At 56.8% G+C, this 14,978-nt stretch carries 18 protein-coding genes, 1 tRNA gene and 1 riboswitch; of the genes, 7 read left to right on the top strand and 12 right to left on the bottom strand.

All coding sequences use genetic code 11. The annotated features are described in order from the left end of the window. Positions 1 to 76: 76 nt before the first annotated feature. Together SD70_RS38180 and SD70_RS38185 are read left to right on the top strand one after the other, a co-directional pair. On the top strand, positions 77 to 493 hold the full coding sequence (locus SD70_RS38180; RefSeq protein ID WP_231571259.1) for a site-2 protease family protein: 417 nt from the start codon (positions 77 to 79) through the stop codon (positions 491 to 493). Further along, positions 460 to 1,137 carry a hypothetical protein gene (locus SD70_RS38185; RefSeq protein ID WP_231571260.1) on the top strand — a complete coding sequence of 226 codons (678 nt, stop codon included), beginning with the start codon at positions 460 to 462 and terminating at the stop codon, positions 1,135 to 1,137. The genes SD70_RS38180 and SD70_RS38185 overlap by 34 nt, the downstream gene beginning before the upstream one ends. A 165-nt stretch (positions 1,138 to 1,302) precedes the next feature. On the opposite strand, the gene SD70_RS16955 is transcribed toward SD70_RS38185, so the two are convergent. The 3 genes from SD70_RS16955 to SD70_RS16965 all read right to left on the bottom strand — a co-directional run bounded on the left by SD70_RS16955 (position 1,303) and on the right by SD70_RS16965 (position 2,737). Continuing rightward, complete coding sequence (locus SD70_RS16955) at positions 1,303 to 1,872, bottom strand: DNA-3-methyladenine glycosylase I (RefSeq protein ID WP_041048714.1); 570 nt, start codon at positions 1,870 to 1,872, stop codon at positions 1,303 to 1,305. Continuing rightward, on the bottom strand, positions 1,869 to 2,600 hold the full coding sequence (locus SD70_RS16960) for a phosphonate ABC transporter ATP-binding protein (protein ID WP_041048715.1): 732 nt from the start codon (positions 2,598 to 2,600) through the stop codon (positions 1,869 to 1,871). Before SD70_RS16960 ends, SD70_RS16955 begins: the two co-directional genes overlap by 4 nt. Positions 2,601 to 2,664: 64 nt before the next feature. Beyond that, positions 2,665 to 2,737: transfer RNA gene (locus tag SD70_RS16965), tRNA-Thr, on the bottom strand. A gap of 127 nt (positions 2,738 to 2,864) precedes the next feature. On the opposite strand from SD70_RS16965, the gene SD70_RS37020 reads away from it, so the two are divergent. Next, entirely contained in the window at positions 2,865 to 3,041 is a 177-nt protein-coding gene (locus SD70_RS37020) for a hypothetical protein (RefSeq protein ID WP_197081066.1), read from the top strand. Here SD70_RS37020 and SD70_RS16970 read toward each other — a convergent pair. From SD70_RS16970 to SD70_RS37025, 7 genes are all read right to left on the bottom strand, one after another. Further along, complete coding sequence (locus SD70_RS16970; protein ID WP_041048716.1) at positions 3,028 to 3,840, bottom strand: TatD family hydrolase; 813 nt, start codon at positions 3,838 to 3,840, stop codon at positions 3,028 to 3,030. The genes SD70_RS37020 and SD70_RS16970 overlap by 14 nt on opposite strands. Then, the gene (locus SD70_RS16975; RefSeq protein WP_231571261.1) at positions 3,837 to 4,640 is read right to left on the bottom strand and encodes an ABC transporter ATP-binding protein; all 804 of its coding nucleotides are present in this window, start codon (positions 4,638 to 4,640) and stop codon (positions 3,837 to 3,839) included. The genes SD70_RS16970 and SD70_RS16975 overlap by 4 nt, the downstream gene beginning before the upstream one ends. Positions 4,641 to 4,654: 14 nt before the next feature. Continuing rightward, complete coding sequence (locus tag SD70_RS16980; RefSeq protein ID WP_041048718.1) at positions 4,655 to 5,428, bottom strand: ABC transporter permease; 774 nt, start codon at positions 5,426 to 5,428, stop codon at positions 4,655 to 4,657. Continuing rightward, on the bottom strand, positions 5,425 to 5,718 hold the full coding sequence (locus SD70_RS16985; RefSeq protein WP_041048719.1) for a thiamine-binding protein: 294 nt from the start codon (positions 5,716 to 5,718) through the stop codon (positions 5,425 to 5,427). Before SD70_RS16985 ends, SD70_RS16980 begins: the two co-directional genes overlap by 4 nt. A 15-nt stretch (positions 5,719 to 5,733) precedes the next feature. Continuing rightward, positions 5,734 to 6,795, bottom strand: coding sequence for an ABC transporter substrate-binding protein (locus tag SD70_RS16990; protein WP_041048720.1), 1,062 nt, complete (start codon positions 6,793 to 6,795; stop codon positions 5,734 to 5,736). A gap of 82 nt (positions 6,796 to 6,877) precedes the next feature. Continuing rightward, positions 6,878 to 6,992: riboswitch (TPP riboswitch) on the bottom strand. Positions 6,993 to 7,174: 182 nt separating this feature from the next. After that, positions 7,175 to 8,005: a patatin-like phospholipase family protein gene (locus SD70_RS16995; protein WP_041048721.1), complete on the bottom strand. Its 831-nt coding sequence runs from the start codon at positions 8,003 to 8,005 to the stop codon at positions 7,175 to 7,177. A gap of 140 nt (positions 8,006 to 8,145) precedes the next feature. Beyond that, the gene (locus SD70_RS37025; RefSeq protein WP_197081067.1) at positions 8,146 to 8,286 is read right to left on the bottom strand and encodes a hypothetical protein; all 141 of its coding nucleotides are present in this window, start codon (positions 8,284 to 8,286) and stop codon (positions 8,146 to 8,148) included. A gap of 259 nt (positions 8,287 to 8,545) precedes the next feature. Between SD70_RS37025 and SD70_RS17000 the strand changes: the two genes are divergently transcribed. The 3 genes from SD70_RS17000 to udk all read left to right on the top strand — a co-directional run bounded on the left by SD70_RS17000 (position 8,546) and on the right by udk (position 11,008). After that, positions 8,546 to 8,863: a hypothetical protein gene (locus tag SD70_RS17000; protein ID WP_041048722.1), complete on the top strand. Its 318-nt coding sequence runs from the start codon at positions 8,546 to 8,548 to the stop codon at positions 8,861 to 8,863. 123 nt (positions 8,864 to 8,986) lie between these two features. Then, entirely contained in the window at positions 8,987 to 10,300 is a 1,314-nt protein-coding gene (locus SD70_RS17005; protein ID WP_052487550.1) for a hypothetical protein, read from the top strand. 81 nt (positions 10,301 to 10,381) lie between these two features. Then, the gene (udk, locus tag SD70_RS17010) at positions 10,382 to 11,008 is read left to right on the top strand and encodes a uridine kinase (RefSeq protein WP_041048723.1); all 627 of its coding nucleotides are present in this window, start codon (positions 10,382 to 10,384) and stop codon (positions 11,006 to 11,008) included. A gap of 107 nt (positions 11,009 to 11,115) precedes the next feature. Here the strand turns inward: udk and SD70_RS17015 are convergent, their stop codons facing one another. Beyond that, positions 11,116 to 11,667, bottom strand: coding sequence for a hypothetical protein (locus tag SD70_RS17015; RefSeq protein ID WP_156158067.1), 552 nt, complete (start codon positions 11,665 to 11,667; stop codon positions 11,116 to 11,118). An 82-nt stretch (positions 11,668 to 11,749) separates the two neighbouring features. Between SD70_RS17015 and SD70_RS17020 the strand changes: the two genes are divergently transcribed. Then, positions 11,750 to 12,865: an aminopeptidase gene (locus SD70_RS17020; protein ID WP_041048724.1), complete on the top strand. Its 1,116-nt coding sequence runs from the start codon at positions 11,750 to 11,752 to the stop codon at positions 12,863 to 12,865. Positions 12,866 to 12,923: 58 nt separating this feature from the next. Here the strand turns inward: SD70_RS17020 and SD70_RS17025 are convergent, their stop codons facing one another. Further along, entirely contained in the window at positions 12,924 to 14,753 is a 1,830-nt protein-coding gene (locus SD70_RS17025; RefSeq protein WP_041048725.1) for a bifunctional diguanylate cyclase/phosphohydrolase, read from the bottom strand. Between the last annotated feature and the right edge of the window lie 225 nt (positions 14,754 to 14,978).

Raw genomic sequence — 14,978 nt, forward strand, 5'->3', positions numbered from 1 at the left:
TCATATCATGTTTCCGGCGCTTTTGCGACCAAGGCGCCGCTTGCTGCGTATATAACTAAAGGGGAGGTAGTTCTCATTGGGGAGCAAACGGAATACAGACACGAAGAAGTGGGCGATTTCCGCCTTCTTTCTGTTTATCATTACGAAGCTGAAAGGGCTTTTCGTCCTGTTCAAATTCAGCAAAATCGGCGGCACGCTGCTCACGATGCTGCTGTCGATCGGCGCGTATGCGATCATGTCGCCGCTCTGGTTTGCGGTCGGTTTCGTCGTCCTCATACTCATTCATGAGCTTGGCCACAGCATTGCCGCCAAACAAAAAGGGCTGCCGGTGTCGGCACCGATCTTCATCCCGTTCATTGGCGCGCTCATCAACATGAAGCGCCATCCGCGCGACGCCGTCACCGAAGCGTACATCGCCTTCGGCGCCCGCTGCTCGGCTCGCTCGGAGCTGCGGCATTTTTGGCGATCGGCCAGTGGTCGGGCAGCAAGCTGATGATCAGTTTGGCGCACACCGGATTTTTACTTAACCTCATTAATTTGTTGCCGATCCATCCGCTCGACGGCGGCCGCATCGCTACGGCGGTGACGCGCTGGCTATGGCTCGTTGGTCTTATCGGCGGACTGCTTGTCATTTACGACCTCGGCAGCTGGCTGTTTTTGCTGATTTGGGCGATGTTCGCCTGGGATTTGTTCCAGAAGTACGTATGGAAGCGGCATAAGCCTGGGCAGGCGGTGGCGCATGTGTATTCGCTTTCCGTGCCTTATGATGAAATATTGGCACAGGGGCTGCCGCTTCCGGGCGAGCGGCACCGCCGCGACTTGCCGTTCGCCACGTGGTCCGACCTGGACGGCAAACAAAGGCTGCGCATAACGTGGGAAGGGTATTTGCCCGAAGCGACGCTGGAGCTTCCCGGCCAAGGGCTCGTGAGGCGCGTGGAGACGATCGGATCGGGCCGCGACGATGCTGCCCGCAAATTATCGATCCATGTCCGCGTCGAGTGGGTGCCGCACGTGAACGACGCTTACTATGACGTGCCGGTCCGCACCCGCTGGGGTTACGGGGCGGCCTACGCCCTGCTCGCTGCGGCGCTGGGCGTGCTGCTGTATGCGACAAAGCACATGCTTTTGCCCGTATAAAAAAGGCCATCCGTCCCCGCTGCGCATTCAGCGCCGGGAGCGGATGGCCTTTTTTACCGAATCGGAAAGTATAAGCTTCCTAGAGCAGTTCCCTGATTCGGCAAGAAGCTATCTCCTCACGCAGGGGTCATGCATCGTGGAAAGGTATCCGAATAATAGCTTTTCTTACTTGCCGTGATAATTATAGCATGTGGCGATATGGTCGTTGACCATGCCGGTCGCCTGCATGAACGCGTAGCATATCGTCGAGCCGACGAATTTGAAGCCGCGCTTTTTCAAATCCTTGCTCATCCGGTCCGACTCCGGCGTCGCGGCCGGCACTTCGCCGAGGCTCGTCCAACGGTTCAGTATCGGCTCGCCGCCGACGAAGCTCCAGATGTAGCCGGAGAACGATCCGAACTGCTCCTTCACCCGCAGGAACGCTTTGGCGTTGCCGATGACTGCCTGCACTTTAAGCCGGTTGCGCACGATCCCTTCGTCCTGCAGCAGCCGCTCTACGTCGCTCTCGCCATATTGCGCCACGATTTCCGGATCGAACCCGGCGAAAGCGCGGCGGTAGTTGTCCCTTTTTTTCAAAATCGTGTACCAGCTGAGCCCCGCTTGCGCGCCTTCCAGACTCAGCATTTCGAACAGCTTGTTGTCGTCGCGAACCGGAACGCCCCACTCTTCGTCATGGTAACGAAGGTAGAGCGGATCTTCATTCACCCAGCCGCAGCGCTGCCGCTCCTCAGTCATGAGAAAATCAGCTCCCGTTCGCGCGAAGTGAGCGTCCGCGCCGGAATGTCGAGGGCGATGCGCCCGTCTTTGACGCCGAGAATGCGCGTCGCATAGCGTTCCGCGAAATCGAGCTTATGCAGCGTTGTCACGATCGTGATGTTCTCGCGCTTGCCGATCGCCTTCAGGTCGCGCATGACGCTGTGCGCCGACTCCGGGTCGAGGCCGGATACCGGCTCGTCGGCGAAAATCATCGTCGCGCCTTGAATCAGCGCCTTCGCCACAGCAATTCGCTGCTTCTCCCCGCCGCTCAGCTGGCCGACCTTCTGATGCGCCTTGTCGAGCAGGCCGACCCGTTCCAAATAGTCCATCGCTTCCATATGCTCGTTCTTCGATACGAGCCCTGCGAGCGCCCGCACCGGCGAATGAAACAACAAGCTGCGCGCGACGTTTTTGAGCGCGGAGCTGCGTACGTCGAGCTGCGGCTTCTCCTCGATGTATACCCAGCCGCGGCGGGTGAGCCGGCGGGCGATGGGGCCTAGCTTGCCGACGTCTTCGCCGTTTACGATCAGCTGGCCGCTATCCCACGGCTCCTGCAGCGCCAAGCAGCGCAGCAGCGTCGTTTTGCCGCTGCCGCTGCCGCCGACGATAGCGACGAGCTCTCCGTCGTCAATTTGCAGGCTGACTTTGGACAGCACTTCCCGCGGATCGGGCTTGTACGTCTTTGTAATGTTCCGAGCGATGATCAAGAGTCTCAACCTCCCGATAGGAAAAAAACACAAACACCGAGAAGATGTTTGTGTTTTTGTTCGATGCCGTTGAAGGGACTTGAACCCCCAACCTGCTGATTACGATTCAGCTGCTCTGCCAATTGAGCTACAACGGCTTAATTGACCTCGTAAATTATATCACGATTCGCACTGTTTGGGAAGAACCACTACATAATCGGCGTCCGTTTCAACCAAGCTAGTAGAAGCTACAGCCATTACCCGAAAAGGAGGAATCGCAGCATAATGACAACAAGCCGGAATCATCAGGAAGCGCACGGCATCGGCCAAATCGAGGAGCAACTATCCGAACAGGCCGACGCCGTGCAGCAGCTGCAGGGCGGCGAAAGCGAGCTTGACGAAGAAGTGGCGGCGGCAGCCGACGCCAGCGACTCCGAGCTCGACGACATTATCGTATTGTAAGCGGCAGACCGTAAAACCGCACCGTATTGTTGTACAAAATGCGGGCCGCTTCCTCTGCCGGCATTCGTTTTCGCGCGGCGATCGTTTCGATCGTCGCGCGAATCATATGCGGCCTCGTCTCCTGCCCGGCAAACGGGCCTTCGAACGGCCACGGGCCGTCCGTCTCCGCCATCATCAGCTCCAGCGGGTAGCGGCCGATCAGCTGCTGAATTTCTTCCTCATACACCGCATCCGGCGTCACCGAAATAAAGCAGCCTCTCTCGATCATGCGCTGTATTGCCGCTTCCGAGCCTTTGAACCAGTGAAAATGCGCTTTCACCCGCGGGTAGTCCGCCAGCATATCGCAAACGGTTTCCGCATCGTCGTACACGGCATGCAGCACGACCGGCTTCGCCAATTCGTCCGCGAGCGCGATCATCCGCTCCAGCAGCCGGACGTACGGCGCCAGCTCGAATTGCTCGCCGCGCCACTCGGCCTCCTGCCTCGTGTAATAAGGGAGCCCGACTTCGCCTACGGCGATCGTTCGCTCCGCACGCTGCCGAATCCAGGCGACGAGCTCCTCCAACTCTTCCCCGCCGATCGGCTCCTGCTCCGGATGATAGCCGTAAGCTGGATAAACGAGCCGGGGGTACTTTCTATCCCAACTCTCAACCGCCTGACACGACGGCAAGTTCATCGACACTGCGATGCAGCCGGCCACTCCGTCGTGGCCGTACGAATGCAGCAGCGCTTCCGTACGAAGGGGCTCGTAGGAATCGAGGTGCACGTGCGCATCGATAATCGGTATCTCGCGGTTCAACGTTGCGGCACCTCCTTCGCTTTGCGCAGCACGTCGTACAGCTGCTGGCGCAGCCGCACGAACTGCGGCTCGGCCATATTTGCTTCGCTGCGCGGATGCGGCCACGGCACCTTGACTTCCTCCAACACGGTGGCCGGTTTCGCCGACAGCACGTAGACGCGGTCCGCCAGGAGCAGCGCTTCGTCGATGCTGTGCGTAACGAGCAGCACCGCGCGTCCGCTTTCCTGCCACAAGCTGCCGAGCCACAGCTGCATCTCGAGCCGGGTCATCGCATCCAGCGCGCCGAACGGCTCGTCGAGACAGAGCAGCTGCTGCGGCCCGAGCAGCGCCCGCACGAACGAGGCCCGCTGCTGCATGCCGCCGGACAGCTCATGCGGGTAGGCGCTCTCGCAGCCGCCCAGCCCGGCTCGCACCAGCCATTCCCGCGCCTTAGGTTCCGCCTCCTTACGGCTTATTCCGGCTATTTCCGCCGCCATCAGCACGTTGTCCAGCACATTGCGCCACGGCAGCAGCGACGGCTGCTGCGGCATGTAGCCGATGCGGCCGCGCTGCCCGGCGATGTCCTCGCCGCCGAGCCGGATCGCGCCGCTGTCCGGCTGCAGCAAGCCGCCGATCAGCCGGAACAGCGTCGTTTTGCCGCTGCCCGACGGTCCGAGAATGGCGACAAATTCGCCGCTGCCCACCTGCAGCGTTACGCCGTCCAGCACCTTGACAGCCGCGTCGCCTTTTCCCGCCCCGGGAAACGATTTCCGAATATGCTCAAGAGCAAGCAGCGGCTCTCCGCCGGTGACTGCACTCACATGCGCCCCCTCCTTCATTCGCCTCGCCCCTGGTTCCAGCCGATCAGCATTTTTTCCAGCAGCGCGACAATACCGAACATGATGAACGCTAGGATAATGATGACGAATAACGCGACAAAGACGCGCGTCGTTTGAAACTGGTTGCGGGAAAACTGAATGTAGTAGCCGAGCCCTTTGTCTCCGCCGAGAAATTCGGCGACGACGGCGCCCATGATGCTGTACGTGGCGGCAATTTTCAAGCCGGAAAACAAAGACGGCAGCGCGTGCGGCAGCTCCAGCTTGCGGAACAGCTGGGCTTTGCTCGCGCCGATCATCCGCATATAGTCCGCCATGCCCCGGTCCGTCCGGGCAAGGGCGTCCGTAAGCGCTACCGTGACCGGAAAAAAGCAGTACAGGGCGATGACGATAATTTTCGGCGTCGGCGACAGAAAGCCGAACCAGATCATGAGCAGCGGCCCGAGCGCGGCCGGATGAATATTTTGCGAAATGATCAGGAGCGGATACAGTCCCGACTTGACCGCAGCGATCATATGCATCGCCAGAGCCAGGCCGATCCCGACCGCGACGCCGCACGCGAAGCCAATGAGGGAAATGTGCAGCGTCGCTTCCGTATGCATCCAGATGCGGGGAAACGACGCTACGGCTTCACGGCCGATATCGGCGGGGCTGGGCAGCTTGAACTTCTCGATGCCGCTGAGCTGCACGCCGATTTGCCATGCAAGCAGCAAAAGGAGGACGGCCGCTGTCGGCGGCCATCCCCTTTTCCACCACGACGTCCCGGTCTTCATCGATATTTCTCGATGAGCCGGTCGATCGAAGCGCCTGACTCCGGATTGTAGTAAATTTTGATTTGCGAAATGACATTGGGCGAGCCCATCTCGATCATCGCTTCGTTCATCCGCTTCACGACGTCCAGCAGCGCATCCAGCTCGCCCTCCATCGTCGTTTCGAGCGGCCCGACCAAATGCTTGACGCCGGACTGCGCAATCACCTCAATCGCCCGGTCCACATACGGAATGACGTCGCCGCCGTCCGGCGTTTTCGGCAAAATTTGAATGCTGACGAGCGCATTCGCCATATCGGTTCTCCTCCGCTACTTTTTGGCCGGCAAGAAATCGTTCGTGAACGCCTTCGACGCGTCCAGCTTCTTGTCCAGCAGCTTATGATCGTACATCCAGTTCGCATAGTTTTCGAAAATGACTTGCTTTTGCTCGCCCCAGCGCGGCGCGTCGTCCTGATATTTCGGGCTCAGCCACTTTTGGCTCGCCTTCACCAGCTTCGGATCGAGGTCCGGCACCGCTTTGATCAAGATGTCCGCCGCTTTGTCGGGCTTACCGATCGCATATTCGTACCCTTTGGACGTCGCAGCCATGAACTTTTTCACGAGTTCCGGGTTTTCTTTGATCATCTTTTCGCTCGTTTCCAGCAGCGGCGTATAGTAGTCCAGCTTATCCGAATACTTGGTCAAATAAATCATGTTGATCGGCTCGCCGCGCAGCTCCGCCTCGACACCCGTCCAGCCGTAGTAAATCCAGGCGAAATCGATATCCTTCTTGACCGCTGTGAAATAGTCCGCTTCGCCGATGTTGACGATTTTCACCTTGCTCGCGTCCGCATGCTCCTGCTGCATGAGCGATTCGATCATGGCGTTTTCGGAAGGCGAGCCCCAGCCGCCGTACGTTTTGCCTTCAAAATCTTTCGGCGACTTGATATTTTTCGCCGCCGGCGAGGCGAAGCCCGACGTATTGTGCTGAATGATGGCGCCGATCGAGACGAGCGGAACGTCCTGCACGCGCGCTTGCGTCAACCCTTCCTGGTAACCGACGCCGAACTGGGCTTCGCCTGTCGCCACCATCGTATCCGCACCGCTTTGGCCCGGCTGCACGATGTCGACGTTCAGGCCTTCCTGCTCGTAGTAACCAAGCTGCTTCGCTACATATAAACCCGTATGGTTCGTATTCGGCGTCCAATCGAGCACGACTTTGACGTTCTGCAGCTGCTTCGGCTGCGCGGCAGGCGCGCTTGCCGCCGCATTCGGCGTGGCTCCCGCGTTAGATGCCGCCGCTTTCGTCGCCGGCTCGCTTTTGCCGCAGCCGGATGCCGCCAGCATGATGACGCACAACGCCGCCATTCCTTTCATTCCCCAAGCTTTCATCCGTATGGCCTCCCCTTTTCTATTGCCACGTTTCGCGCACGCAAAAAAACGCCCCCTGATCCGGAGGCGCATGCATGCTCAGCAAGCGAAAAGGTAGGCGTCCCTACGCCGGCATTATCCGGATCAGGTTAAAGGGTCAGTATCTTACGGGATACACTCTCAGCCGGCCGTTAGTTCCAGCACCCCTGCGTTGATATGCGATTGGAATTGCATGACCAGGCGTTAAGCTGGGTGTGTAACGTTGAGCAACGTGCTGAGCGTCCCACGGCCAGCTTAACGCCTAGGCGTTAAGCTGGGGGTGTAACGTTGAGCAACATGCCGGGCGTCCCACAGCCAGCTTAACGCCTAGGTGAAGTATAGCACCGTCAAGTCCAGCTTTTCAATACATTTTTTTTTGCCGCTCGGCGTCCCGGTAACCGAGCTCGTACATGGCCGCCAGCTTGGCCGGATTTTTCTCCATGCGGCTTACTTGCAGGTCGGCCGTCGGGCGGATGACGATCGCCTTGCCGTCCTGTTCGAGCTCGTCGACATAATCGAGCGTGTCGTTGTACGTATGATGCCTCCTGCTCATGACGTCGATGAGACCGCGGTACTGGGGATATAGCTTGCGCGCCAGCCAGCCCCAGCGGAACGGGCGTTTGCGGTATGATTTCACTTGCGTGAGAATAATGACGTTGCGCTCGTTGCCGTCGGCGATCGATTTGCGGATCGGGATCGGATCGCAGATGCCTCCGTCCAGCAGCTCACGCCCATTCTGGACGACTGGCCTGGAGATGAAAGGAAGCGAGCTCGAAGCCTGTACGATCGTCAGCAAGTCATCCTTCACCGCTTCTTTCGTATAGTAGACTGCTTCCCCCGTGCGGGCGTCCATCGTGCCTACAACGAACTGCTGCGGCGAAGCGTGGAACGCGTCGAAATCGAACGGGACGAGGCGGCGGGGAATTTCGTCGAAAATAAACTTCATCCCGAACATGCTTTTTTCTTTCAGCAAGTTGCGGTAGCTTAAATAGCGCGGATCCGTGATGAAATCGACGGTCACCTTGCGATTGCGGCCGATTTGCCGCGATATGTAGGAAGTCGCGTTGCAGGCGCCGGCGGATACGCCGATAACATATGAATAGTACAGCTCATGCTCCATTAAATAGTCCAAAGCTCCGGCCGTATAGGCGCCGCGCATCCCTCCGCCCTCCAGCACCAATCCAGTCCTCATCCGGGTTCACCGTCCTTATCTCTCTATGTCCCTATGCGGGAACGTGCATTCTTCATTATACTGCGAAATGGAAATAAAGAAAAATAACGAATACTGTTGCAAAATGCCCGCAGCGGAAATAAGCCGCGGGCATTTGCCGTTTATACCTGGTTATTTTTGTTGATTCCGTTCAAGCTGGGCGGCCGGTCTTTCGCTTTGCCCGCTTTGACCGTTATTGCTTCTTCCTGCATCGAATCGTGATTTTGCTGGCTGTTGATCGTTTCGCTCTTGTTGTGCGGCACCTGTCAATTCACCTCCGTTATAGGCTTAGGCTTCCATCTGCCGCCCGTTCTATGCGCTGCGAAAGCTATCCGGGCGTTAAGCTAGAGGTGTAACGGCGTACAATGCGCCAACGCATCTCAGCCAGCTTAACGCCTTGGCGTTAAGAGGAGTAACGGCGAGCTATATGCAGAGCGCCCCACAGCCAGCTTAACGCCTAGAATGGAACGGCAACGGTTGGCGCATGTTAAGAAACGATACGAACGAAGGAGGACAGCTCTCATGACAGAAGTCGATCAGCACCAGCAGCCGATGATGCATGCGCTGGAGCGTGCCAAGCAAGCGATTACGATGGCGAAGGAAGCCCGCTGGAGCCTGGAGCAGGCGCAAATCGTTGCCGACCCGGGGATTCTCCGCCGCGCGCACGACAGATTGCAGGAAGCCGAGCGCGAGGTGGCCGACGCCACGAAGCAGCTCGAGCATCACGATACCGAAAGCCATCATCAGCAAATCGCCCAGACGATGACGCAGCTGCGCGCGGCCGCCCAAGACATCGACATAGCGACGCAAGCTTATACGACCCCGAAACAAATCCGATAAAAGCTTAGTTATCGAAAAGTGACTCGAGCCGCACCGCTCTGTCACTTTTTTTGCATACCGGCATTAGGCATGCGGGCAACACGTATCGTGTATAGAAGCTTCTGCAAAAAGAGGAGGATCCTCATGATCCGTTCGATACAAATCGATCCCGCCTTCCCTTATTACAGGAGCCGTTCCCCGGAAAGCGTCGCTGAAGAGCTCAAGCTGGCGGGCTACGGCACGGTCCATATTTTCGTGACGAATGAATGCGCTGTCGACCGGACGCTGGTCATGGCGCTTCGCCGTCAAGACATTGAAGTGTGGGCGCTGACGCTCGGCAACGGCACGTTCGTCACTTCGCACTTGCCAACAGGATGGCAACAATGGCGGATGGGACTGCTGAAAAAGGTCGATGACGGTTACACGCGTCTTTCCCCCTTTTGCCGCGAATATGTCGCTTGGAAGAAGCAGGCTCTCGCCCGCCTCGTCGCCACCGTTCCGTTCGACGGGCTGGAAATCGCCGAGCCGTATTTGCCGGAATGGAACGGCCTTGAATCGGGAACATACGGCGATATCGGACCGCATGCGCAGCGCGAGTTCGAGCGGGAATACGGCGCCGCGATTCCGGACTTGCGGGATCCTTCCGCACCCACCTATTACGCGAAGCAGCCTGAGCTATACGGCAAGTGGGTCGAATTTCGCGTGCGGGGCGTGAACCGGTACGTTGCGGAAATGATCAACGGCGCTGGCGGCGTGCGCGAGGCGAGGCCCGGCATCCGCATCGCGACGTGGACGCTGGCCATCGACGCCGGTCCCGATTCGCTCGCCAAACTGCGCGAGCTGCAGGGCAACGATGCGGTGTCGATGGCCCGCGCTGTCAAGCCGGATGTCCATTATTTGCAGACGCATTGGCCCGACTGGGGACGGGCCGATTTGCCGCCGTCTTACGTCCGCGGTTACAAGCCGTTCATAGAATCGCTTCGCGCCGCAAATCCACAGCTGCCGATCGGGATTCAGACCGATATCGGTTCGGCCAAGCGGATGATCCGCTCCCGGGCGTGGCTCGATTCGTTCGAGCAAGAGGTTCGGCTGCTCGGCTGCGAGACGTGGACCGCGTACGAATACCAGCTTGGCGGAGCGCTTTACGACGAGGCGCCACGCCTGCTCTGGGCCGTGAAGTTCGGCACCGACAGTGCCGTGCTGTCGTTCCATAAACGAATCTCCAAACCGGACGCTATGACGCTGCGGTTCGCCGTACGGACCGGCAGCCGGGTGTTGGAACTGCAGCCCAGCCGGCTGCATACGGACGGGAATCGGCTGTTCCTTTACGGCGTTAAACTGCCGGAACACAGCTGCGAGCTCGGGGTTCAAGGCGTATGCGATACGCCCGAATTGCTTCACTTCCCTCCGGCCAAAACGAACCGATGCGATGCGTACCAATGGATTTTTCTCGCTTAAGGCTCCCTTTTCATTGCCGAGCCCATGTGCTACACTAGTCGGGAATGACGTTCGCTAAGGCGCAGGGAGGCATTTTTTTACATGTTGGTTATCGGCATCGCCGGCGGCACAGGCTCCGGCAAGACGTCCGTCGCCCGTAACATTATGAACAAATTGGGCAAAGACAACGTTACGCTGCTATCGCAAGATAATTATTATATCGATCATTCCGAACTGGCGCCGGAAGAGCGCGAAAAAATCAATTACGATCATCCGAACGCGTTCGACAACGCATTGCTCCTCGCCCATTTGCAGCAGCTTCGCGAGGGCCGGCCGATCGATTGCCCGAAGTACGATTTCACAAAGCATGCCCGGTCCGCGCAAACAATCCGAATTGAAGTCAAGCCGATCGTTCTGATCGAAGGCATTCACGTACTGACCGACGAGCAAGTGCGCGGCGCCCTCGACATTAAAGTGTTCGTCGATACGGACCCCGATGTGCGCATATTGCGCCGCGTCGTTCGCGACATTCAAGACCGCGGACGAACGCTCAAATCGGTGTACGAGCAGTACTTGACTACCGTCAAACCGATGCACGACGCTTTCATCGAACCTTCCAAAAAGTATGCAGACATCATCATTCCGGAAGGCGGGCACAACGAAATCGGCATCTCCCTGCTCACGTCGCTGACAGAGCGATATATGGCCGAAAGCGCCAGACCTGGCTGACCGCCCCGCGGCCCTAAAAAAAGCAGCTTATCCTCAATCCGGATAAGCTGCTTTTTTCGTAGCCGGTACGCCGCCTCCGCGGTAAACGGCTTCAGCCGTTCACACGCTCACGATTTCCCAGCGGGAAGCCGCTTTCTCCAAATTCGGATGCGGCTGAAAACCATCGTGCGCGAGAATGAGCAGCCGAACGCGGCGAATCCATTCGCCGAACGACGAATACGACGCGAAGGCTTCGCATACAATTCCGGCAGCGCTACAATATGCGGCGCTTTATATTTGTCCGTCGCGAATCGGAGCAGCGTATCCAGGGGAGTATATTTTTGACGCTTCCCTTCCCAGGCGTCCACCGTAACGGGTATGTCCGGCTGCGCCTGCTCGACCCATGCCTCGAGCTGTTTGATTCGCTCGTGATAAGGGCGCATCGCTTTCAGCTTCATCCGGCGCAGCGTCTCGTCATGCTGCGGCAGCAGCGCCAGCTTGACGAAGGAGCGCCCCTTCGCCAGCTTCGCAAGCAGCGGGACGTGCGCCGCCAGCGGGTCGTCGAAAATGCCTACGGCCAGCAGCGTTCCCTTAGCGGTGTCCGGACCGGGCTCATAGCCGTACGGCATGAGCGTATTTCCTCTGGACAAATTCATCGGCTCCTTTCGTATTGTCACCATAGCAATTCCCTGCGGAATGGGTTATAATGCTAATTGAGCATTAAACCGACTGACCATTCTATTTTGAGGAGAAGACGTTTTCATGAGAGACCCTCGTTTACAGGTGTTTGCCCGCAATGTGGTGCGCTATTCCGTCAACCTGCAGCCTGGCGAAAACATTTTGCTGGAAATGATCGGACTCAAAGATCTGGAGCTCGTGAAATGCTTTGTTGAAGAAGTGTATGCCGTCGGCGGCCGTCCGTTCGTCGATTTGCGCGACCCGGTCGTAACCCGGGCGCTGGCTCTCGGCGGAACGCGCGAGCAGTTCCAGCAGCTGGCCGAGCTGGAAGTAGCCCGCATGAAACAGATGCATGCGTACGTCGCCGTGCGCAGCTCCGACAACATTACGACGTTGTCCGACGTGCCGGAAGCGCAAATGAAGCTGTATACGGGCGTTTACCAGCGCCCCGTATTCGACCAGCGCATTAACTTCACCAAATGGTGCGTCATGCGCTACCCGAGCCCTTCGATGGCGCAGCTCGCCAACACGAGCACGGAAGCGTTCGAAGATTTCTTTTTCCGCGTGTGCAACCTCGACTATTCCAAAATGGACAAAGCGATGGATCCGCTGAAGGCGCTCATGGAACGCACCGACAAAGTCCGTCTCGTCGCCCCAGGCACCGACCTGACGTTCTCGATCAAAGGCATTCCGGCGGTCAAGTGCTCCGGCCACCGCAACATTCCGGACGGCGAAGTGTATACCGCACCGGTGAAAAATTCCGTCAACGGGGTCATCAGCTACAATACGCCGACCATTTATGAAGGCACTTCTTTCGACAGCGTCAGGCTGCGCTTCGAGAACGGCAAAATCGTCGAAGCGACGGGCAGCGATACGAAGCGCATCAACGACATTCTCGACGCCGACGAAGGCGCCCGCTACGTCGGCGAGTTCGCGATCGGTGTCAATCCGCACATCAAGCATCCGATGAAAGATATTTTGTTTGACGAGAAAATCGACGGCAGCATTCACTTCACTCCTGGGCAAGCGTACGCAGAAGCCGACAACACGAACCGCTCCTCGGTGCACTGGGACATGGTGCTCATCCAGCGTCCGGATTACGGCGGCGGCGAAATTTGGTTCGACGACGTGCTGATCCGCAAGGACGGACGCTTCATGCTGAAAGAGCTCGAAGGGCTCAATCCGGAAAACCTGATTTAAAGCGAAGACCTCGCACGTCCCCGACAGGGGTGCGAGGTCTTTTTTGCGCGCTTGCGATTTATCCGACCTGCTCGTTTGTCGCAGCCGACTGATTCAGCTTGAAGGAGTACTTGTCTTGCAGCATGCTGATGAACGAGTTGACAAGGTCCGGATCGAACTGGGAGCCGGAGCAGCGGCGCAGCTCGACGATCGCTTCGTCGAACGTTTTCGTCGGCTGGTACGGCCGCTCCGTCGTCATGGCGTCGAACGAATCGACGATGCACAGCATGCGCGCCAGCTTCGGGATTTCGTCGCCGCGCAGGCCGTGCGGATAACCTTTGCCGTCGTACCGTTCATGGTGGAACTGCACGAGCGGCACCAGCTCCTTGTACTTGTCCATCGCCGAGACGATGTCCTTCCCCCACTCGACATGCTTCTTGACCGTTTCCCACTCTTCGCTCGTCAGCTTGTCCTTCTTCTTCAAAATCTCCTTCGGCACTTCCAGTTTGCCGATATCGTGAATGAGGGCGCCGAGCACGAACGTCTTCTTCTCCGCATCCTGCAAGCTTGTGTAATCGCAAAAATCGATCGCGTAGCCGAACACCCTTTTGCTGTGTTGAAACGTGTAGACGTCCTTGGCGAGAAAAATGTTGAGCTGCTGCTCGATCTCGTGAATGTCCTGCTCAATGTCGATCGTCTTCTGGATGATCGATTGCTCGTTGTAAATATGAACGAGGTTTTTTCCTTGCGCTTTGGCGTAGTACAGCGCCTGGTCCGCCTTGTCGAGCAGCTGCGACTTGTCCGTAATCCCCTTGCGGTATTCCGTCACGCCGGCCGAGAACGACAAACACCCGTGCGGCAAAACGTCTACGCCTTCGTAATACGAATCGTTCAGCTGCTTGCGCAGCTCGTTGACGAACTGGTACGCCGCCTTCTCGTTCTGATCCTGCAGCAAAATCGTAAACTCTTCGCCGCCGTAGCGGGCTACTACGTAATTGTGGGGCTTGCACTGCTTTTGCAGCTGTTTGGCCACAAATTCGAGCAGCTTGTCCCCTTTCAAATGCCCGAACGTATCGTTAAACCGTTTGAAGTTATCGAGATCGAGAATGGCCAGGCTGAACACGGTCTGCTGAGCTCTTGCTTTCGCGAGCTCTTTCTCCAGCAAATCCTCGAAATAGCCGTGATTGTACAGTCCCGTACGCTGATCTTTGATAGCCTTATACGCGACCTCGCTGTATAGTTTGGACAACTCCCGAAATCCCAAAGACAGCAGCACGCATATTCCTGTTATCAAGGTAAGGCCAAAATACCGATTGTTCGTTAGCAGAATGCTAAGAACTAGAGATAGCAGCAAGGTGCTGGAATAAGCGATAACGGCATCTTTGAACATTTCCTTTAAAATTTGCACTAAACTGTTTTGGGTCGTAATGATGTGAAATATAGCTATGACAGCAATGTTTACCAAAAAATAGGCGATCATGGATGCGAAATACGCTATAATGAGCGTCTGATCAATGGCGCCCGTTTTCCCTCCGAATGAGGCAAATACGTACGAAGCGAAGCATATCATCAACGTATAATCGCTGAAATTAAAAAAATGCGCCCACCACACATATTTTTTTCGGCGCATGAAGATCGAAACAATAGAATTCAAAAATAACGCCCAAAGTGCAACTTGTAATCCGAACGTATAAATAATCGCTAAATACACTGCCGAATCCATCGACTGGATATTGCCTTCCGGCGGAATCCTAAAGGTGAAGTAATTCAACAGCAGCAGTACGCCTGTCAAAGCGTAGATCAGAACCCAATCGGAATAACTTTCAACATGAAAGCGGAAAAATGAAAGAAACACCCCGATCCCCAGCAGCGATACGAGCGAAATATATATACGTTTGGATTGAATCATCGGGCCATCTCCTTATGCAAAAAATGAAAGGAAGAAGCTGATACTTCTTCCTTTCATTTTGATCAAACCGCTAAGAAAAATCAACTAATACTTCTAAATATTTTCAATCTCACGGTCCGGTTAATTGTATGCCGGATGTAAATGCAACGACTGCACATGCCACAATCACAACGTTCAAAGCAATTGTAAGTACTTTGCTTAGCTTCATTAGAATTTCACCTCCTG

Source organism: Gordoniibacillus kamchatkensis, assembly GCF_000829455.1.
Classification (GTDB): domain Bacteria; phylum Bacillota; class Bacilli; order Paenibacillales; family NBRC-103111; genus Gordoniibacillus; species Gordoniibacillus kamchatkensis.

Coding starts and splice junctions, on each gene's coding strand:
- SD70_RS16955 (WP_041048714.1), bottom strand. CDS start 1,872: ATGACTGAGGAGCGGCAGCGCTGCGGCTGGGTGAATGAAGATCCGCTC.
- SD70_RS37020 (WP_197081066.1), top strand. CDS start 2,865: ATGACAACAAGCCGGAATCATCAGGAAGCGCACGGCATCGGCCAAATC.
- SD70_RS16980 (WP_041048718.1), bottom strand. CDS start 5,428: ATGAAGACCGGGACGTCGTGGTGGAAAAGGGGATGGCCGCCGACAGCG.
- SD70_RS16985 (WP_041048719.1), bottom strand. CDS start 5,718: ATGGCGAATGCGCTCGTCAGCATTCAAATTTTGCCGAAAACGCCGGAC.
- SD70_RS16990 (WP_041048720.1), bottom strand. CDS start 6,795: ATGAAAGCTTGGGGAATGAAAGGAATGGCGGCGTTGTGCGTCATCATG.
- SD70_RS16995 (WP_041048721.1), bottom strand. CDS start 8,005: ATGAGGACTGGATTGGTGCTGGAGGGCGGAGGGATGCGCGGCGCCTAT.
- SD70_RS17000 (WP_041048722.1), top strand. CDS start 8,546: ATGACAGAAGTCGATCAGCACCAGCAGCCGATGATGCATGCGCTGGAG.
- SD70_RS17005 (WP_052487550.1), top strand. CDS start 8,987: ATGATCCGTTCGATACAAATCGATCCCGCCTTCCCTTATTACAGGAGC.
- udk (WP_041048723.1), top strand. CDS start 10,382: ATGTTGGTTATCGGCATCGCCGGCGGCACAGGCTCCGGCAAGACGTCC.
- SD70_RS17015 (WP_156158067.1), bottom strand. CDS start 11,667: ATGGTGACAATACGAAAGGAGCCGATGAATTTGTCCAGAGGAAATACG.
- SD70_RS17020 (WP_041048724.1), top strand. CDS start 11,750: ATGAGAGACCCTCGTTTACAGGTGTTTGCCCGCAATGTGGTGCGCTAT.
- SD70_RS17025 (WP_041048725.1), bottom strand. CDS start 14,753: ATGATTCAATCCAAACGTATATATATTTCGCTCGTATCGCTGCTGGGG.